The 18,552-nt window shown below is 60.9% G+C and carries 14 protein-coding genes; 7 read left to right on the forward strand and 7 right to left on the reverse strand.

The genetic code is table 11. The features are described 5' to 3' along the window. Positions 1-43: 43 nt before the first annotated feature. Positions 44-1,495: an ethanolamine permease gene (gene eat / locus J2Y39_RS23595; protein ID WP_024014466.1), complete on the reverse strand. Its 1,452-nt coding sequence runs from the start codon at positions 1,493-1,495 to the stop codon at positions 44-46. Positions 1,496-1,667: 172 nt separating this feature from the next. Continuing rightward, the gene (locus J2Y39_RS23600; RefSeq protein WP_024014465.1) at positions 1,668-3,188 is read right to left on the reverse strand and encodes an aldehyde dehydrogenase family protein; all 1,521 of its coding nucleotides are present in this window, start codon (positions 3,186-3,188) and stop codon (positions 1,668-1,670) included. Positions 3,189-3,571: 383 nt separating this feature from the next. On the opposite strand from J2Y39_RS23600, the gene J2Y39_RS23605 reads away from it, so the two are divergent. The 4 genes from J2Y39_RS23605 to J2Y39_RS23620 all read left to right on the forward strand — a co-directional run bounded on the left by J2Y39_RS23605 (position 3,572) and on the right by J2Y39_RS23620 (position 8,010). Further along, a complete protein-coding gene (locus tag J2Y39_RS23605) occupies positions 3,572-5,473 on the forward strand; it encodes a sigma-54-dependent Fis family transcriptional regulator (protein WP_236168743.1) in 1,902 nt (633 codons plus the stop codon). A 266-nt stretch (positions 5,474-5,739) separates the two neighbouring features. Then, positions 5,740-7,089, forward strand: coding sequence for a UDP-N-acetylmuramate:L-alanyl-gamma-D-glutamyl-meso-diaminopimelate ligase (gene mpl, locus J2Y39_RS23610; protein ID WP_095181910.1), 1,350 nt, complete (start codon positions 5,740-5,742; stop codon positions 7,087-7,089). Further along, on the forward strand, positions 7,086-7,733 hold the full coding sequence (gene ubiX, locus J2Y39_RS23615) for a flavin prenyltransferase UbiX (protein ID WP_071173708.1): 648 nt from the start codon (positions 7,086-7,088) through the stop codon (positions 7,731-7,733). Before mpl ends, ubiX begins: the two co-directional genes overlap by 4 nt. After that, positions 7,726-8,010 carry a YceK/YidQ family lipoprotein gene (locus tag J2Y39_RS23620; RefSeq protein ID WP_024014461.1) on the forward strand — a complete coding sequence of 95 codons (285 nt, stop codon included), beginning with the start codon at positions 7,726-7,728 and terminating at the stop codon, positions 8,008-8,010. The genes ubiX and J2Y39_RS23620 overlap by 8 nt, the downstream gene beginning before the upstream one ends. Before the next feature lie 130 nt (positions 8,011-8,140). On the opposite strand, the gene J2Y39_RS23625 is transcribed toward J2Y39_RS23620, so the two are convergent. From J2Y39_RS23625 to J2Y39_RS23635, 3 genes are all read right to left on the reverse strand, one after another. Next, the gene (locus J2Y39_RS23625) at positions 8,141-8,782 is read right to left on the reverse strand and encodes an oxidoreductase (protein ID WP_016773010.1); all 642 of its coding nucleotides are present in this window, start codon (positions 8,780-8,782) and stop codon (positions 8,141-8,143) included. Between the two features lie 27 nt (positions 8,783-8,809). After that, entirely contained in the window at positions 8,810-10,537 is a 1,728-nt protein-coding gene (locus tag J2Y39_RS23630) for a C13 family peptidase (RefSeq protein ID WP_056790669.1), read from the reverse strand. A gap of 102 nt (positions 10,538-10,639) precedes the next feature. Further along, the gene (locus J2Y39_RS23635) at positions 10,640-11,095 is read right to left on the reverse strand and encodes a MaoC family dehydratase (protein ID WP_016773011.1); all 456 of its coding nucleotides are present in this window, start codon (positions 11,093-11,095) and stop codon (positions 10,640-10,642) included. 193 nt (positions 11,096-11,288) lie between these two features. Here J2Y39_RS23635 and J2Y39_RS23640 point away from each other — a divergent pair, with 193 nt between their 5' ends. Genes J2Y39_RS23640 through J2Y39_RS23650 form a run of 3 tightly spaced genes read left to right on the forward strand, consistent with a single transcriptional unit; the run spans position 11,289 to position 12,968 of the window. Beyond that, positions 11,289-11,651, forward strand: a complete 363-nt coding sequence (locus J2Y39_RS23640; RefSeq protein WP_016773012.1) for a CidA/LrgA family protein — start codon at positions 11,289-11,291, stop codon at positions 11,649-11,651. After that, positions 11,651-12,367 (forward strand): LrgB family protein, encoded by a 717-nt coding sequence (locus J2Y39_RS23645; protein ID WP_236168742.1) that lies wholly within the window; start codon positions 11,651-11,653, stop codon positions 12,365-12,367. The genes J2Y39_RS23640 and J2Y39_RS23645 overlap by 1 nt, the downstream gene beginning before the upstream one ends. A 10-nt stretch (positions 12,368-12,377) precedes the next feature. Then, entirely contained in the window at positions 12,378-12,968 is a 591-nt protein-coding gene (locus J2Y39_RS23650) for an LON peptidase substrate-binding domain-containing protein (RefSeq protein ID WP_150742315.1), read from the forward strand. Positions 12,969-13,055: 87 nt separating this feature from the next. Here the strand turns inward: J2Y39_RS23650 and J2Y39_RS23655 are convergent, their stop codons facing one another. Together J2Y39_RS23655 and J2Y39_RS23660 are read right to left on the reverse strand one after the other, a co-directional pair. Beyond that, a complete protein-coding gene (locus tag J2Y39_RS23655) occupies positions 13,056-16,526 on the reverse strand; it encodes a calcium-binding protein (protein ID WP_310220035.1) in 3,471 nt (1,156 codons plus the stop codon). 69 nt (positions 16,527-16,595) lie between these two features. Continuing rightward, a complete protein-coding gene (locus tag J2Y39_RS23660; RefSeq protein ID WP_310220037.1) occupies positions 16,596-18,548 on the reverse strand; it encodes a hypothetical protein in 1,953 nt (650 codons plus the stop codon). Positions 18,549-18,552 lie beyond the last annotated feature (4 nt).

The following is an 18,552-nucleotide window of genomic DNA, read 5'->3' on the forward strand; positions in this document are numbered from 1 at the left end:
TCCGTGACGGCGCAGAACAGCTCTGCGCCGTGGTTTTCGACAATCAGTGCAAGGCTTGTTCAGCTTTTTGAATCGCCGCGAATTCTTCTTCCGGCGTGCCTGCTACCAAGTGATGCCGACTGTAGAAAGCAAAGTAAGCAATTAACACTCCATAGATGATCGCGGCGCCGATCACCACCCGTGGATCGACGAGGAAACCCGCCACCACGGCGATGCACGCCAGCACCAGCGCCACACCCGAGGTGAAAATGCCGCCCGGCGTGCGATACGGCCGGTCCATTTTGGGGCGCCGGATACGCAGGGTGATGTGTGCGGCCATCATCAGCACATAGGAAATGGTCGCGCCGAACACCGCGACCAGAATCAGCAAATCGCCCTGGCCGGTCAGCGACAGACCAAAGCCGATGATGCCGGGAATCACCAGAGCCAGCACCGGTGCCTTGCTCTTGTTGGTCTGCGACAGTTTGCGCGGCAGGTAACCGGCCCGCGACAGCGCGAAGATCTGCCGCGAGTAGGCGTAGATGATCGAGAAGAAACTGGCGATCAGCCCGGCCAGACCGACGAGATTGACGAAGCTGCCCATCCAGGTCGAGCCACCGTAGGCCTTGCTCAGCGCTTCGACCAGTGGATTACCGGAGGTCAGCAGCGAATTCGCACCGGCGCCGCCGGGGCCGACGATCAGAATCAGCAGGGCAAACATCAGCAGCACCAGCATTGCCCCGATCAGGCCACGCGGCAGGTCGCGCTTGGGGTTTTTGGTTTCTTCAGCGGCCAGCGGCACGCCTTCGACGGCGAGGAAAAACCAGATCGCATAGGGAATCGCCGCCCACACGCCGACGTAGCCGAACGGCAGAAACGGGCTGGCACCGACCGCAGTGGTCACCGGGATGTCGAGCAGGTTGGCAACGTCGAAGTGCGGCACCATCGCCACTAGAAACACCCCCAGCGCCAGCGCGGCGACGGCGGTAATGATGAACATCAGCTTGAGCGCTTCGCCGACCCCGAAAATGTGGATGGCGATGAAGATGATGTAGAACGCCAGATAGATCATCCAGCCGCCAATACCGAACAGCGACTCGCAGTAGGCACCGATGAACACCGCGATGGCGGCGGGGGCGATGGCGTATTCGATGAGGATCGCGGTGCCGGTGAGAAACCCGCCCCACGGCCCGAACGCACTGCGGGCGAAACCGTAGCCGCCGCCAGCGGTGGGAATCATCGACGACAATTCGGCCAGGGAAAAACACATGCACAGGTACATGGTCGCCATCAGCAGCGTGGCGAGAAACATCCCGCCCCAGCCACCCTGGGCGAGGCCGAAATTCCAGCCGGCGTAGTCGCCGGAAATCACATAAGCGACGCCGAGGCCCACCAGCAGGACCCAGCCGGCGGCGCCTTTTTTCAGTTCGCGTTGTTGGAAATAATCGGTGCCGACTTTTTCGAAGTCGACGGAGGAGCCGGTCGCCGGAGCGCCGGCCGGGGATTCGCTTGGCATAGGGTTCACCATTTTTATTGTTTTATTGGCCCGGCTACAGCCAGGAACCTGATCGTTCCCACGCGCAGCATAGGAATGTATCAACGGACGCTCCGCGTTCGGCTTTGAAGGAACGCGGAGCGTCCCGGGCTGGATTCCCACGCAGAGCGTGGGAACGATCAGCATCGCAGGATCAGAAGAATCCCAACGGATTGATGTCGTAGCTCACCAGCAGGTTCTTGGTCTGCTGATAATGGTCGAGCATCATTTTGTGGGTTTCACGCCCGACGCCGGACTTCTTGTAACCGCCGAACGCGGCATGCGCCGGGTACAGGTGGTAGCAGTTGGTCCACACGCGACCGGCCTTGATCGCCCGGCCCATCCGGTAGGCGCGGTTGATGTCGCGGGTCCACAGGCCGGCGCCGAGGCCGAACTCGGTGTCGTTGGCAATCGCCAGGGCTTCGGCTTCGTCCTTGAAGGTGGTGATGCTCACCACCGGGCCGAAGATTTCTTCCTGGAACACGCGCATCTTGTTGGTGCCCTTGAGCAGGGTCGGCTGGATGTAATAACCGGTGGCCAGGCTGCCCTCGAGTTTTTCCACCTTACCGCCGGTCAGCAGTTCCGCACCTTCGCCCTTGGCGATTTCCAGGTACGAGAGGATCTTGTCGAATTGCTGCTCCGATGCCTGGGCGCCGACCATGGTGTCGGTGTCCAGCGGGTCGCCACGTTTGATCTGGCTGACTTTCTTCATCACTGCCTGCATGAATTCGTCGTAGATCGATTCCTGCACCAGCGCGCGGGAAGGGCAGGTGCACACTTCGCCCTGGTTGAAGAACGCCAGCACCAGGCCTTCGGCGGCTTTTTCGATGAAGCTCGGCTCGGCCTGCATGATGTCTTCGAAGAATATGTTCGGCGACTTGCCGCCCAGTTCCACGGTCGACGGAATGATGTTTTCCGCTGCGCATTTCATGATGTGCGAGCCGACCGGGGTCGAGCCGGTGAAGGCAATTTTGGCGATGCGCTTGCTGGTCGCCAAGGCTTCGCCGGCCTCTTTACCGAAACCTTGCACGACGTTGAGCACGCCTGGCGGCAGCAGGTCGCCGATCAGTTCCATCAGCACGCAGATGCCCAGCGGGGTTTGCTCGGCAGGCTTGAGCACCACGCAGTTACCGGCGGCCAGCGCTGGCGCGAGTTTCCACGCGGCCATCAGCAGCGGGAAGTTCCACGGGATGATCTGGCCGACCACGCCCAGCGGTTCATGAATGTGATAGGCCACAGTGTTGCCGTCGATTTCCGCAGCGCTGCCTTCCTGGGCGCGCAGGCAACCGGCGAAATAACGGAAATGGTCAGCGGCGAGCGGGATGTCGGCGTTGAGGGTTTCGCGGATGGCTTTACCGTTGTCCCAGGTTTCGGTGATCGCCAGCAGTTCGAGATTCTCTTCGATGCGATCGGCGATTTTCAGCAGGATCAGCGATCGCGCCTGCACGGAAGTGGCGCCCCACGCATCGGCGGCGGCGTGGGCAGCGTCCAGCGCCTTGTCGATGTCTTCAGCGGTGGAGCGGGGGAATTCGGCGATTGGCTGGCCATTGACTGGCGAGGTATTGGTGAAGTACTGACCTTTGACCGGCGCGACGAATTCGCCGCCGATGTAGTTACCGTACTTGCTCTTGAACGAGACTTTGGCGCCGTCGGTACCGGGATGGGCGTAACGCATGATGATGTTCTCCTTGGCTTTGTACTTATTAGAGAAACGCGCAAGTGCGCTTGCTATAAGCGTAGAGCAAGGGCCGGGCCACTGCCGTGCAGGTCAGGCAAATCAAGGGCTTGGCCGGTTTGTCTCGGACGAATGGAGTGGCGCTGTGACGGTTTCGGTACAGCGCGGGTGACAGTTTGTACCGCTTGCGGCACAGCCCGTGACCGGGCGGTCTTGCCAGCATTGCAATGCGCGGGTGGCTGAGGGATCCTCAGCCAACAGCAATTCGGTAGGAGCTGCCGAAGGCTGCGATCTTTTGATTTTGTTTTTGAAGATCAAAAGATCGCAGCCTGCGGCAGCTCCTACACGGGATTGCGTCGACCTCTCGGGGAGAACAATAAGAAATGCACGACAACCATTTGAGTCGCCATGCCCGCCAGGTTCTCACCGTCACCCAGGGCAAACCGCACCTGCACGGCCCCGGCGCCGATCCATCGATCGCCCGTTCGTGGCTGCGTTGCCTTGAGGACTATCACCTCGATCCTTCTGTGACCATGGCGCCGACCGTGCTCGAGCATGGCCGAGTGCTGGAAAGTCGCGAACGTCTGCAGCAAGTGCTGCAAATCGCCGGTACCGAGATGAGCAGCCTGCATCAGCAACTCTCCGGTGCCGGCCATGCGGTGCTGCTGACTGACGCGCGCGGTGTGATCCTCAATTGCGTCACCGCACCGGCCGAACGGAAGATTTTCGAGCGCGCCGGTCTCTGGCTCGGCGCTGACTGGAGCGAAGCCTGCGAAGGCACCAACGGCATCGGCACCTGCCTGGTCGAGCGTCAGGCGCTGACCATTCACCAGGACGAGCATTTTCGCGGCCGCCACACCGGGCTGACCTGCTCGGCGAGTCCGGTGTTCGATCCGCACGGTGAATTGCTGGCGGTACTTGATGTGTCTTCGGCGCGGCCGGACGTTTCACGGCAAAGTCAGTTCCACACCATGGCGCTGGTCAATCTGTCGGCGAAGATGATCGAGAGCTGCTATTTCCTGCGCTGTTTCGACAATCAATGGTTGCTGCGTTTTCATCTGCAGGCCGAGTCCGTCGGCCTGTTCAGCGAAGGGCTGCTGGCGTTTGACGGCGAAGGGCGGATCAGTGCGGTCAACCAGAGTGCGCTGAACCTGCTCGGGCATATTCGCGGCGGTTTGCTCGGGCAACCGGTGGAAGCGTTTTTCGATTGTTCGCTGGATGACCTGCTCGGTCGCGCGAGTGCCAACGCCAGCGCCAGTTGGCCGCTGCGCACCCGTGATGGCCGGCATCTGTTCGCGGTGTTGCGCGGTGAATCGCGCAAACCTACTGCCATTGTTCCAACGCCAATCACTGCTCCAGCGCCACGCCTGTCCGGCATCTGCCTCGGCGATGAAGCGTTGCAGGCGGAATTTCGCAAAGCCCTGCGCGTGTTCGAGCGCGACGTGCCGCTGTTGATCAACGGCGAAACCGGCTCGGGCAAGGAAGCGTTCGCCAAGGCAGTGCATCAGGCCAGCCAGCGCTCCAGTAACGCCTTCGTCGCGCTCAATTGCGCAGCCATTCCGGAAAGCCTGATCGAGAGCGAACTGTTCGGCTATCGCGGCGGCAGCTTCACCGGCGCGCGCAAGGACGGCATGCGCGGCAAGCTGCAACAGGCCGATGGCGGCACCTTGTTCCTCGACGAAATCGGCGACATGCCACTGGCGTTGCAAACGCGTTTGCTGCGAGTGCTGGAAGATCGGCAAGTAGTGCCGATTGGCGGTGAACCGCAAGCGGTGGACGTGCGCATCATCAGCGCGACGCACCGCAATCTGCTCGAGCGGGTCGAGGACGGCAGTTTCCGTGAAGACCTGTATTACCGCTTGAACGGCTTGGAAGTGGCGCTGCCGGCATTGCGTGAGCGCAGTGATAAATCGCAGTTGCTGGACTTTCTCCTGGCCGAGGAGGCAGGGGGTGAAACGATTCTGATCGACGAAGCGGCGCGGCAGGCGTTGCTCGCATTCAACTGGCCGGGCAATGTGCGGCAGTTGCGCAATGTCCTGCGTACGCTGGCGGCGTTGTGTGATGGCGGGCGGGTCGGCGTTGAGGATTTGCCGGTGATGATTCGGCAGGCGCGGCCGGCGGTGGTGGCGGCGCAGCCATTGGAAGATGCCGAACGACTGGCCTTGCTCAGTGCGCTGGAGCAGACGCGCTGGCACATGACCCATACAGCGCAGCAACTGGGCGTAAGCCGCAACACCCTTTATAGAAAACTGCGTAAACACGGAATTGAGCGGCGTGTCAGCTGAAAGCCCTCACCCTAACCCTCTCCCAGAGGGAGAGGGGACTGACCGAGGTGTTTTGGCGATTTACGCCGACCTGAAATATCGAGCCGAACTAAAAATTTGAAAGCGACCGAGATCGGCTCCCTCTCCCTCGGGAGAGGGCTGGGGTGAGGGGCTGCGGTCTGAAGCCGTGCGCAGATGTAGCCGCCAACCCGTCTCCATCCTTCAGCTAAAGAGTGCCATTTCCCCCTCCCTACGCTAACCTGCGGCCATGTTTTACGAGGTCGACTATGCACATTCATATTCTGGGTATCTGCGGGACTTTCATGGGCTCGATGGCAGTGTTGGCCAAAGAGCTGGGTCATCACGTCACCGGCTCCGACGCCAACGTCTATCCGCCGATGAGCACGCAGCTCGAGGCCCAGGGCATTCAGCTGACGCAGGGTTATGACCCGGCGCAGCTCGATCCGGCGCCGGATCTGGTGGTGATCGGCAATGCCATGTCCCGTGGTAACCCGGCGGTGGAATATGTGTTGAACAAAGGCCTGCCGTACGTCTCCGGCCCGCAGTGGCTGGCTGACCACGTGCTGCAAGGGCGCTGGGTACTGGCCGTGGCCGGTACCCACGGCAAGACCACCACCAGCAGCATGCTCGCCTGGGTGCTGGAGCATGCCGGCATGAGCCCGGGTTTTCTCATCGGCGGCGTGCCGCAGAATTTCTCGGTGTCGGCGCGCCTGGGCGGTACGCCGTTCTTTGTGATCGAGGCTGATGAATACGACAGCGCCTTCTTCGACAAGCGCTCGAAATTCGTCCACTACCGTCCACGCACCGCCATCCTTAACAATCTTGAATTCGATCACGCCGACATTTTTCCCGATCTGCCAGCGATCGAACGTCAGTTCCATCACTTGGTGCGCACCATTCCGAGCGAAGGGCTGGTCATCCATCCGACCACCGAGCCGGCCTTGCAGCGCGTGATCGAGATGGGTTGCTGGACCCCGGTGCAAACCACCGGCGCCGGCGGTCAGTGGCAGGTAAAACTACTGAGCGAGGACGGTTCGGCGTTCGAAGTGATGTTCGAAGGCGTGTCCCAGGGCACCGTCGAGTGGGAATTGACCGGTCAACACAACGTCGCCAATGCCTTGGCCGCGCTGGCTGCGGCGCGTCACGTTGGCGTGGTGCCATCGATGGGCATCGCCGGTTTGAGCGCGTTCAAGAACGTCAAACGACGCATGGAGAAAGTCGCCGAGGTGCGCGGCATCACCATTTACGACGACTTCGCTCACCACCCGACCGCTATCGCCACCACGCTTGATGGCCTGCGCAAACGCATCGGCGACGCGTCACTGATTGCGATCATCGAGCCGCGCTCCAATTCGATGAAGCTCGGCGCCCACCGTGACGGTCTGCCGGACAGCGTGGTCGATGCCGATCAGGTGATCTGGTATGCCCCGGCCAACCTCGGTTGGGACCTCGGCGCCACCGCAGCGTTATGCACCGTGCCGTCCATCGTCAGCGATTCGCTGGAAGGCATCATCGAGCGCGTGAAGAGCCAGGCGCAGCCCGGTACTCACGTGGTGATCATGAGCAACGGCGGCTTCGGCGGCCTGCACGGCAAGCTTGCCGAGGCACTGCAATGAACAGTTTTTCCCAGGCCGGCGGCCCGGAACGCATCACCCTGGCGATGACCGGCGCATCGGGCGCGCAGTACGGCTTGCGCCTGCTCGATTGCCTGGTGCGCGAAGATCGCGAAGTGCACTTCCTGATCTCCAAGGCGGCGCAACTGGTAATGGCCACCGAGACCGATGTGTCCCTGCCGAACAAGCCGCAGATGATGCAGGCCTTTCTGACCGAATACACCGGCGCCGCTGCCGGGCAGATTCGCGTGTATGGCAAGGAAGACTGGATGTCGCCGGTGGCTTCGGGCTCCGGCGCGCCGGCAGCCATGGTAGTGGTGCCGTGTTCGACCGGCACGCTGTCGGCGATTGCCACCGGCGCCTGCAACAACCTGATCGAACGCGCGGCGGACGTTACGCTGAAAGAGCGCCGCCAGTTGATTCTGGTGCCGCGCGAGGCGCCATACTCGAGCATTCATCTGGAGCACATGCTCAAGCTGTCGAATCTGGGCGTGACGATACTACCGGCCTCGCCGGGCTTCTATCACCAGCCGCAGACCATCGATGATCTGATCGACTTCGTTGTGGCGCGGATCCTCAATCTGCTCGGCATCCCGCAGGACATGCTGCCGCGTTGGGGTGAGCATCACTTGAGCAGTGATGAATAAGCTGCTGGTGCTTGTGCTGGCCCTGCAATTGGCTGGATGCGCTACCGTGCGCACGCTGGATGCGGCCAAACCCGGCGCGCCGGTGGTGTATGCCGGGACGCGGCTGGATTTGTATGCGTTGAACGGCGGGTGTTGTGCGATGGACCGGTTCGGTGCCGAGGCGCCGAGCTATCCGGGAGTGGACCTGCCGGCCAGCGCGTTGCTCGATACGCTGTTGTTACCGTTGTCGTTGCTGACGGTGATTGGAGTAGGTTTTCAAGCGACTGGTGGATTGTAGCGACTGATCGTTCCCACGCTCTGCGTGGTAACGCATCCTGTGACGCTCCGCGTCACGCTTTTTAGGACGCAGAGCGTCCATGGCTGCATTCCCACGCAGAGCGTGGGAACGATCATCATGGGTGGATGGATTATTTGCCGAGCTTCCTCAGTTCATCCGATTCGATCACCCGCACCCCATCCTGTTCTTCCAGCGCCAGGCGCCACATCGCTCGCGCCAACTGGCACGCTTCGATGCCGTGGTATTTCCCCGGAATCAGCTTCGACAATGGCCCGGCCAGTTGCTCGACCAGACGTGGTTCGGTGCGTTCGCCAAGCAACAGCGAAGGTCGGCAAATGGTCAGCTGCGGCCAGTTCTGCGCGCGCAGGGCCTGTTCCATTTCACCTTTGACCCGGTTGTAGAACACCGAGGAATTCGGATCGGCGCCAATCGCACTGATCACGATCAGGTGCCGCGCGCCCATTTCCCGCGCGCGCTTGGCAAACGCCACGACCATGTCCAGATCGACTGCGCGAAAGGCTTCTTCGGAGCCGGCCTGCTTGATCGTGGTGCCGAGGCAGCAGTAGGCGATATCGACCCGGCCACTGAGCTGCGGCAGAAACGCCTGCGGGTCACCGACCGGGTTTTCCAGATGCGGATGCTCGGCCAGCGGCCGGCGCGAAGGGGCGAGGACACGGGTAATGGTTGGTTCGTTGAGCAAACGGTCGAGCAGATGTTCACCGGTCAGTCCGGTGGCTCCGGCAAGCAATACGTGCTGAGGCGTCAAGTACATAGTGTCTCTCCCTTGATACTGTTCAGCTTAGTTGCCTTTTTTCGCCGCGTCGTTCAATGCGCTGCTTTGCAACGCTTTGCGTGCTTGCTGTTTGCGCAGCAGTTGCCAGTGCGACAGCACGGTTTTCGGCGCCCAGATCTGCGGCTCCGAGGCTTCGAAACCGTCGGCCAGCTCGCGTTCGGCAACGGTGGCCTTGGCCAGTTTGAATGCCTGTTCGAGGTCGTCGGTCTGATTCAGCGCCTGGGCGAACAGCGCGTCGCCGAAATAAGTGAAGTTGGCTTCTTCCGAGCAACCGAACGACACCCGATCGGCGCGCGAGGCAGTCATGATCAGCGTGCGTTCGTCTTTCAGCGCCGGGATGAAACCGCCGGAATAGCACGAAGAAATCACGATGACCTTGTCGCGATGCTTCAGCGGCGCGAGCACGGCGGCGAGTTCATCGGCGGGCAGGTCGGCCAGCTCCATGCGCGGCTGATCGAGCACCAGTTCATGTTCGGCGGTGCCGTGGCTGGTCAGATAAATGAACAGCAGGTCTTCCGGCCCGCTGCGTTCGGCAAGGGCTTGCGCGGCGCGGCGCAGGTTTTCGCGGGTGGCCATCGGCCGGTCGCCGAGATGATCGCGATGATTGACCAGGCGGATCTGGCCGTAGGCGCCGAAGCGCGTACTGAGCATGTTGGCGACGTAATCGGATTCACGCAGGAACACGCTTTGCTTGCCGTCGCCGCCGAGGGTCAGGGTGTACAACTCGACTGCCGGAGTCGAAGCGGGGATCGCCGCCAGTGCCTCGTCGAGCAGACGACCCTGGGCGAGCAAACCGAGTTCGAGAGTGTCGGGGAGTAATTTGCCGTCGGCGTCGCGTACGCGTTGGCCGTTGATCCAGGTGCCGCTGAGCACGCTGCCATCGGTCAGCACCAGAGTACCGCGTCCTGAATAGCTGTCGTTGTCGAAGCCGCCGATGTAGAAGCTGCCATCGGCGAGGTTCAAACGGCCCTGGCCGGTGAAGCGCCAGTCATTGAACACACCGATGTAATGGCTGCCATCAGCGCCGATCAGTTCGCCCTTGCCGGTCAGCGCGCCTTCCTTGAACTGGCCGAGCCAGACGTCGCCGTCGGCGTTCTCGTAGCGGCCTTTGCCGTGCAATTGATTGTTCTTGAAGCCGCCGACGTAGATATCGCCGTCGGCGCTGTTGTAAGTGCCGTTGCCTTCCAGTTGACCGTTGACGAAATGGCCGGTGAACGAATTGCCGCTGGCATCGCCGCGCTGGCCTTCGCCGTTGGGTTTGCCGTGGGCGAACTGGCCTTGATAGGAGCTGCCGTCGTCCATTTCCAGACGGCCGAGGCCGGAATACTGGTCAGCCTTGAACTCGCCGCGATAGGTCATGCCGTTTTCTTTCAGCGTACCTTCGCCATCGCGCCGGCCCTGCTTGAAACCACCGGTATAACTGCTGGCATTGGTGCTCAGGCTGCCCTGTCCATCAAACAGACCTTGCTGGAACTGGCCGCGATAGACCTCGCCATTGCTGCCATGCCATTCGCCTTGCCCGTGCCACTGACCCTTGTCGAACTCTCCGGCGTACCAGCTGCCGTTGGGGTAGTCGACGCGGCCCTGACCTTGCAGCAAGCCGTCGACCAGTTCACCGCGATAGCGTCCGCCATCGGGCAGGCGCGCATCCGGCGGCAACAGCGATTCGCCGTCGCCGCAAGCGGTGAGCATCAGGGTCAGGGCAAGGGGTGCAAGTCGAGCGATTGAGCGCATAGCGGGATCCGGGCAATTAGGCGACCGAGTATGCCGCAGCTATGCGTCGCATATATACAGACGTGACGCGAAACAGCGTGCGCTGCTTCGCATCCGGGATGATCAGACGAAGCAGAGTGACAGCGGCTCGGCGATGTAGGCCGGTTTGTCCGAGCCTTCTATCTCCAGTGTCGCGGTAGCCTTGAGCAACCACTGGCCGGGTTTTTTCTCGGTGACCTCGACCATGTCGACCTTCAGTCGGACTTTCGAATTGACCTTGACCGGCTGGATGAAACGCACGCTGTCCAGGCCATAGTTGACGACCATCTTCACGCCTTCGGGCAGCACGAGGATGTCTTCCATCAGTTTCGGCATCAGCGACAGCGACAGGAAACCATGGGCAATCGTGCTGCCAAACGGCGTTTGCGCAGCCTTGACCGGATCGACGTGAATGAACTGAAAATCACCAGTGGCTTCGGCGAACAGGTTGATGCGCTCCTGATCGATGGTGAGCCATTCGGAACGTCCAAGTTCCTTGCCGACATAATCTTTGAGCTCTGCAACGGGAACATAGGGCATTGAGACTCTCCTTGGGTTCATCGGTTTTATAGTTTTTCAGGGGGCGGATTTGACCGGCCTGCGAACCACTGTAGATCATCATGGCGATTTGCTCAGGTCAACCGACCATGCTTTTGGCGAATGCCGGTCCATAGCGCCGGCATGCTTATAATGCCGAGCCCCTGCTGGGTGAAATAGAAGACGGAGATGTCAGATGTTGTTACGTGGCCTGACCCTGCTGGTGCTGTTCCAACTGCTCGGCACGGCGCTCAATCATTTGCTGTTGCCGATATTGCCGGGGCCGATCATCGGGCTGCTGCTGTTGCTGGTGTTCCTGATCATTCGCGGTGAAGTCGGCGAGCCGCTGAATCAGGCGGCGGGCAGCCTGCTGCGTTATCTGCCGTTGCTGCTGGTGCCGCCAGCGGTGGGCGTGATGGTGTATGCCACGGCGATTGCCGCCGATTTCTGGGCGATCGTCGGCGCGCTGGTGGTCTCGCTGATCCTGTCGATGGCCTTTGCCGGCGTGCTCATGCAACGGCTGGTCAAACGTCATGCGCCGCCGGCGGAGGAATCCTGATGCTGTTCGACTGGCAAGGCGCGTGGACCTCGGTGATTCATCATCCGCTGTTCGGCATTGGCATCACGCTAGGCGCTTATCAACTGGTGCTGGCGGCATTCGAGAAAACCCGCTGGATCTTTCTGCAACCGGTGCTGGTCTCCATGTTGTTGGTGATCGGTGTGCTGGTCGGCTGCGGCCTGACCTACGCGGAGTATCGCAAGAGCACCGAAATCCTCAGCATTCTGCTGGGGCCGGCCACGGTGGCGCTGGCGGTGCCGCTCTACCTGAATCTGCGCCGCATCCGGCAATTGTTCTGGCCGATTTTTACTACTCTGGTGATAGGCGGGGTGGTCGCAACGGGCATGGGCGTGGCGCTGGGCTGGTGGTTCGGTGCCGATCACATGATCCTGATGACCATGGCGCCTAAATCGGTGACGTCGCCGATCGCCATGCTGGTTGCCGAGCAGATCGGCGGTGTGGCGGCGCTGGCAGCGGTGTTTGTATTGATCACCGGGGTCATCGGCGCGATCTTCGGCCCGGCGCTGCTGACCCGCCTCGGCGTGCACAGCCCCGAAGCGCGCGGCATGGCGCTGGGCATGACCGCTCATGCGGTCGGCACGGCGGTGGCGATGCAGGAAAACGATGAGTGCGGCGCGTTCGCCGCGCTGGCAATGAGTCTGATGGGTGTGGCCACGGCGGTGTTCCTGCCGTTGGCGGTGTCGATGGTGGTGTAAGGAAATGTCTATGAGTCTGCCGCTTTTTCCGCTGAACACGGTGCTGTTCCCCGGCTGCAACCTCGATCTGCAGATCTTCGAGGCGCGCTACCTCGACATGATCGGCCGCTGCATGAAACAGGGCGTCGGCTTCGGGGTGGTGTGCATCCTTGAGGGCAGCGAAGTCGGCGTCGCGCCGGAAGGTTTCGCAATGGTTGGCTGCGAAGCGCGGATCACCGATTTCCAGCAACAGGACAACGGCCTGCTCGGCATTCGCGTCCAGGGCGGGCGGCGTTTCACGGTGTTGCGCACCGAAGTGCAGCGCGATCAGTTGATTGTCGCCGACGTCGAATGGCTGGACGATGAGCCCGAGCAACCGTTGCAGGACGAGGACGCCGATCTGGTCGCGCTGCTCAAGGCGCTGGCCGAACACCCGATGGTCGAAGCGTTGGACATGGGCACTGAAGCTGCCGGTCAACAGTCACTGGCCAATCAGCTTGCCTACCTGTTGCCGTTCGCCGAAGAAGACAAGATCGATCTGCTGCAACTCGACGACCCTCAGCAACGGCTGGATGCGATCCAGGCATTACTCGACGAGTTGCAGGGCGAACTGTTCGCCTAGTTTCACTTGCAAAACGCATGACTCAAGGCGCAAACGAAGATCAGCGCAGGCCCACCCTGGCACGATGTTGAAACCGGCAGCGCACCGTCAGCTCATGTTGACTGGGATGAACAGACCGTCGCGGTTGACGCGCTCTTGCGGATCATTGAGCAGGCTCCATTGATTGCTCACCGAGTTGTAAACCAGCGTGCCCACTGTCTCGGGTTTGTAGCCGATGTGGGTGACGTAGACCCGCGCGGCCAGTTCGTGGCGTTGTTTGTGCTTGTCGATATCCGTCAGCAATGCCTCGACACTGGCGTAGCCACGAGCATCGATCACATACAGCTGCAACACCTCAAACAGCAGCGACACTTCATAAATGTTGCCGGCTGACGTCACCACACCGATGCACTCCACCGGAGTGTCATCCAAGATGTCCGGCAACTCTACCGTGACGCTGGCAATGCGCAGGCGGTTGCCCTGGAGCTGAATGTCGGCGCGCGTGACGGTTTCTGTCAGGGTACGGGTGAACAGATTCCATCTCGATGCATTGGCCGTTTTTGCCGCAGCGCCCGGTGTGGCCAGACGCAGGATGCTGTTGCTGGCGAGATAGACGTCGTAAGTCGCGCTTTTGCCTTCGAGCAGATAAATCCCGGTGTGCGGCCGCGATTCGATGACCACTTTGCTGTTCTGGGCGCCCAGTGATGGTTTCTCGCTGACCAGCGGGCGGATGAATGGATATTTTCCGTTGCGCCGCTTCAACCAGCTCCGCGAGCTGAGCACACGGATGCCGGGGTTTCTGGCGTCGTCCCGGTAATCGAACGCGGGCACCTGCACGCGGTATGAAACGTCATCCTGCATGACCAGCACGATGTCCCGGGCCAGAAGCGGTGTCGTGACCTTCAGGCTGTTTTGGCCACTGTAGCCCGTCGCGGCGGCAATCGTCTGGATCACGCCTTTGAAGGCCAGCACTCTGGATGGCAGCAGAATCGACAGGCTGATGTTGTTGTAGGTCAGGTGCGTATTGCCCGAAACACCCTGGCGCAATTCCACGCCATAGCTGACCACCACGTCGACGATCTCGCTGTCCTGGTAATCCAGGTAAATCGTACGGGCGCCGGTAGCGTTGCCTGTGGCGACGAATTCGACCCTGTGCTCGGTACGTGCGACGAAGTGGCGCTGCACGCCCTGACCGTCCAGCGCCACCGTGCCACCGTTGACGATTGCCGGGGCGGGTGCCGGCCGTCCGCTGACAGTGACGGCAACCTCGATGTCCTGACTCAACGCTTCACCAGGTCGAGTGGGCAGTTGCGCGCGCAGTTCATAGCCATCGATAGTGCGGAACACCCACCGAGCATTGTCCAATTGACGCTGACCGTTGACTGTCTGGTAGACGTTTTCAAGGGTCAGCACATGGTCGGGGTCGCTGCCGTCCCTGCCGCGCAAAGAATTGACCACCAGTGAGGTGCCGATGATTTGCCAGCGTTGAATGACCGCCATCGGCCAGCCGAATTCGATCAGGCTCGAATGGTCGCCACACTCGATGATCGTTGTACGTGCATTGGTGTCGGCGATGTAATAGCGATCTTCGCCGCCGCCGCCCTCTATCGTGCACTCGGTACCAGAGATTGCGATCGTGTCGTTGCCGTCGCCGGCGCTGATGCGGTCGTAACCGTTGGCGGAAATCTGGTTGGGCTGGTCATTGCCCGTGATAGTGCTCGTGCCTTTGCGCAAGGTCGCAACGTTTTCAATGGAGGTCAGATGGGCGACTTCGAGGGTGTCGTTCGCAGAGTCCGGGCCGCGAAGTGAGACCTTGCCGGTTTGCAGGTTGACGTCGTGACCGATGTAACGCGTGTCGGTAATCGGGCGGACGCCTTCGAACGCAACCAGGTCGTTGCCCGAGCCGCCATCCAGCACATTGATGTGCGGCGGTTTGCTCGATCGATCCAGTTCCTGATCAGAGACTTCCTGGTAGAACGCATCATTTGTGTCGCCGCCCGTCAGTGCCTTATGGCCGTCGCGGTAGGTGAAGAGGTTGGGCCGCGCCTTGACGCCAACCACGCGGTCGTTGCCATCACCCAGGCGCCAGAACACGCCTTTGCCTTCGCCTGGGCTGCCGCTGACCATGCCTTTGAGGTTGTCGGGTAATCCGAGGCTTGCGTCGACTGCATCGTCGCCGCCGACGATCACCGCTTGGCTGTCGAGTCTGAACGGCAACTGCCCGGCGCTTTCGTCCCACTGGTAACGCCACAGTTCGACAGGGCGCAGTTCAGCGCGAAACGCGCCATTGACTACCTGTGCGATGGAGTCCTTGTAAGCACCGGCCAGCATGTCTTTCGCCGACAGTTCGAGCTGTTTTCCATAGTCACTGTAAAGCCTGGACAGTTTGAAGCGATCCATCACCTCGGTGTCCAGTTCCTTGCCGGTGAAGGCGAACCATCCCGAGCGCAGACGCTCGAGTGTCGTCAGTTCGATGTAGTCGTCGATATCGTCGACGACCCTGGCGGCCTGATAAATCATCGATCCGCCGATGAGCAGCGCAGCGGTCGCAAGGCCGAGCGGGCCGGCAACGCTGCCGAAGCCGGCCAGCGCGGCGACGCCCAGCACCAGGCTGATACCCGCGCCCGCTACACTCAGGGCACCGCTGAAATAATGATCCTGAGCTTGTTTGCCCGATGTCGCGGCGGCGGCGTTGAAGGATTTGATCGCGTCAACGATGTCGAACGGCAAGGTAATCGCGCTGGCGAACAGTCCCGCACCACGGCTCATGTATTTGCCGATTGAGGTCAGCGCAAAACCCCTCAGCACGTTGCTGCCCTGAGTGAGCATCGCCTGGCCTGTTCTGGTCAGGCCCTGCTCGATGATCAGCGAGCCGAGTTCTGCAGCGATGGATCCGCCGTAGTACAGCATTTCCAGTGCCTCGCCTTTCTTGATCGCATCGGTCAGCGCCATGTAGCTGCTGTAGATGCCGAAGGCTTGCATGCCGACTCCCGCGCCGCTCATCAAATAGCTTTTGCTCTTGTTGATCCAGCCCGGTGTGTTTTCAAACGCGTCCGCGCGGTGGATTTCCAGCTTTTGCGCAGCCTTGCCCAGCTTGTTGAGGCGATCCATGGCGCTGCCGGAAACCAGCGGCGTATCACTGATGAACAGTGGGCCGGCATCCACCGAGCGCTTGCAGGCAATTTCGTAAAACAGCATTGCCGCCATGTCATTGTCTGGGAAATCCACGGCCTGCAAGCGCGACTGCACCTGCGCCGATTGAAAATTGAGTCCGTCGAGAAATGCCTGATCCACGCTCTTGATGTGGGCGTTCGCCGCACTGACCGGTTGACCGTCAATGGTCGCCCCCAGCGCTTGCAATTCGACCCGACTGATCATGATCTCACCGATGCGTAGCAGGCCCAGATGCTTGTCCAGGGCTTTGAGGGTTTTGCGAAGCGACGGATCAATGTCAGGCGCCTGCGTCTGATTGCGCATATGGGTGGGCGGCGCATGGGGATTCGCCGAGACGTCGATGGGGGTAACTTCAAGTGCGCGAACGTGGGCGATATGGGTCGCAGGGACGATGAGTTTCGACACGTATTAATCCTTTAATGGTGTGCATGAGGGGGCCGGTCTCCTCTCCGGCGTTGTATGGGCGTGCCCGGTTCAGGGCCAGGCGATGTCGTATGCAAACTCGTTCTTGTTGCCCGACAGCCTGAGGATTGGCAGTCCCGCCGCTTCCACTTTGTCGATCAGTCGGTCGTATTGGAATTTGTTGGCATGCCCGGCATGGGTCGCCGCCTCGATACGCTCAGCGTCCGCGCCGGCCTGTTCCTTGATGTCTGCGATCCTGGCGCCTTTGCTCAGGTCTGTGTTCAGTAACCAGATACGCTCGGCTGGAACTCCGCTGCGGGTGACTGAAATCAGCCCCTCGAAATCGTCGGAGGGAAACCAGGTCGGCGGGTTCTCACGCGCAGCGGAATTGAACGCCATGTTCTCTTCGTGCGGGACGACTTCCAGATTGCGCGTGTCGAGGGCGTACATGAACATTTCTGTCTGCCGCGTGCGCGTGGACCGATAACCCCGCTCGTGATCCCAGGCGACGGGGCTCTCAGGATCAGACCAGTCGGATGAGGAACTGCTTGAATCATCGGCGTCGCTTGCGCCGCTGTCTGAGCTGCTGTCACCCGCGTCGCGCCCCGGATATTTGTGGGTCTGGCTGTTGAAGCGCAGGTATGCGGGATCGGGGGCGCTGGCATACATCTGGCCCTGCTCGAGACTGAACGTCGCGCTGATCGGCTTGTGCGTGGTGGCGCCGGGTTTGTGGTGGTAGCGGGGCAGCATGGTGCCGTCATTCGCCAGCTCGAACGGCGTGCGCTCGTCACCGCGAAACAGTGCCGGGATGTCCGTGCGATACAGGCAATTGTGTTTGTTGCGCAGGTAACCGAGCTGTTTCAACAGCGCCTCGCGGACTTCGGGGGTCAGGCCTTGTTCGGCGTCGTACCAGTCGTGGCGGGCATTGTGCTTGAGGTTGAGCTGCTCGACCGCATCCTTGGCCAATTGCTCGAAGCGTCGCGGGTGGGTGACGTCATCCAACAGGCGCTTGTGCGCCAGTGCCCAGGCTGGAATCGCCAGATGGTCGCTCATCTCCTGCTGCAAGCGGGTCAATTGCCTGGGCAGCAGATTGAACGATTGCAGAAAGGCTTCGCGCTCTGCACGGCTCATCTGCGGATGCAGCCAGCGCAGTGAGTCGCGCAGCAGATCGGTCAGCGGATTTCCGGTGGTTGTGGGATGTGCCCACTGTGGCGGCATGCCGCTGGCCTGAGCTTCGACACGAAAGCGCGCGATGTCCTGGCCCTGCAAGCCATATAGCTGCCAGATCTCATGATCGGTCCACTGTTTGAGGTGGGTCGGCGACGCCGCGAATCCCCCCGACGGAGGATCTACCGGAATGAAATTGCCAAATGAATCCCTGAAGGCGAACAGGGGGGGGTCTGTGCGCGCTGCAAAAAGCGGATGCATTTCGTAGTAACCCTGAGCATCCGGCGAACGCCCCGATGGACTGTAACGGCTTTGATTGATGGGCGTTGTCGCGGGGGCGAGCCGCGCTCGCTTCGGCGCGGGTTGTTCGGTCAGGCGCCAGGTGGGGCTGTCTGCGTTTTTATACAGAGGCGGCCCGGAGGGCACGCGCTCGGTCAGCAACTTGCTGCGCCATGCGCCGGTTTCATCCACGCCGACGTGAGTGGTTTGCAAAGCGCCCTGATATTCGACGTCGACGAACTTTCTGCCAACGACCCAGCGAAATCCATCGGGGTCAGCGGGCTTCATCCCACGCAGAAAAGCCTCTGACAACCAGTAATCGGTTATTGAAGTGGAATGTTCAGAACGATAAGCGCCATGTGCCGGTAACTGGAAGATTTCGATCGCCGGAAGTCTCGGGTTTGCATCGGCGAGGGGGCTGCCGGAAGTTGTTGGGGGCAGCGTCTGATCGTGACTACCGGTCCTTCTCGATATTTCAACGGCGCTGGCATCGATCAAGGGGCGATGTGGTGCCGGTGCGTGCGGATCAGTTTGATGCGGCGTTGTAACAGGCGTCTTGCGGGGTATCTTTGGACTCATGAAT

It is taken from the genome of Pseudomonas sp. 2957 (assembly GCF_031456345.1).
GTDB lineage: Bacteria > Pseudomonadota > Gammaproteobacteria > Pseudomonadales > Pseudomonadaceae > Aquipseudomonas > Aquipseudomonas siliginis.

Excerpts from the sequence above, each read along its gene's own strand:
- J2Y39_RS23630 (WP_056790669.1), bottom strand. The coding sequence starts at position 10,537 with ATGCGCTCAATCGCTCGACTTGCACCCCTTGCCCTGACCCTGATGCTC.
- J2Y39_RS23625 (WP_016773010.1), bottom strand. The coding sequence starts at position 8,782 with ATGTACTTGACGCCTCAGCACGTATTGCTTGCCGGAGCCACCGGACTG.
- eat (WP_024014466.1), bottom strand. The coding sequence starts at position 1,495 with ATGCCAAGCGAATCCCCGGCCGGCGCTCCGGCGACCGGCTCCTCCGTC.
- J2Y39_RS23650 (WP_150742315.1), top strand. The coding sequence starts at position 12,378 with ATGAGTCTGCCGCTTTTTCCGCTGAACACGGTGCTGTTCCCCGGCTGC.
- J2Y39_RS23645 (WP_236168742.1), top strand. The coding sequence starts at position 11,651 with ATGCTGTTCGACTGGCAAGGCGCGTGGACCTCGGTGATTCATCATCCG.
- J2Y39_RS23605 (WP_236168743.1), top strand. The coding sequence starts at position 3,572 with ATGCACGACAACCATTTGAGTCGCCATGCCCGCCAGGTTCTCACCGTC.
- J2Y39_RS23660 (WP_310220037.1), bottom strand. The coding sequence starts at position 18,548 with ATGAGTCCAAAGATACCCCGCAAGACGCCTGTTACAACGCCGCATCAA.
- J2Y39_RS23640 (WP_016773012.1), top strand. The coding sequence starts at position 11,289 with ATGTTGTTACGTGGCCTGACCCTGCTGGTGCTGTTCCAACTGCTCGGC.
- ubiX (WP_071173708.1), top strand. The coding sequence starts at position 7,086 with ATGAACAGTTTTTCCCAGGCCGGCGGCCCGGAACGCATCACCCTGGCG.
- J2Y39_RS23620 (WP_024014461.1), top strand. The coding sequence starts at position 7,726 with ATGAATAAGCTGCTGGTGCTTGTGCTGGCCCTGCAATTGGCTGGATGC.
- J2Y39_RS23600 (WP_024014465.1), bottom strand. The coding sequence starts at position 3,188 with ATGCGTTACGCCCATCCCGGTACCGACGGCGCCAAAGTCTCGTTCAAG.
- mpl (WP_095181910.1), top strand. The coding sequence starts at position 5,740 with ATGCACATTCATATTCTGGGTATCTGCGGGACTTTCATGGGCTCGATG.
- J2Y39_RS23635 (WP_016773011.1), bottom strand. The coding sequence starts at position 11,095 with ATGCCCTATGTTCCCGTTGCAGAGCTCAAAGATTATGTCGGCAAGGAA.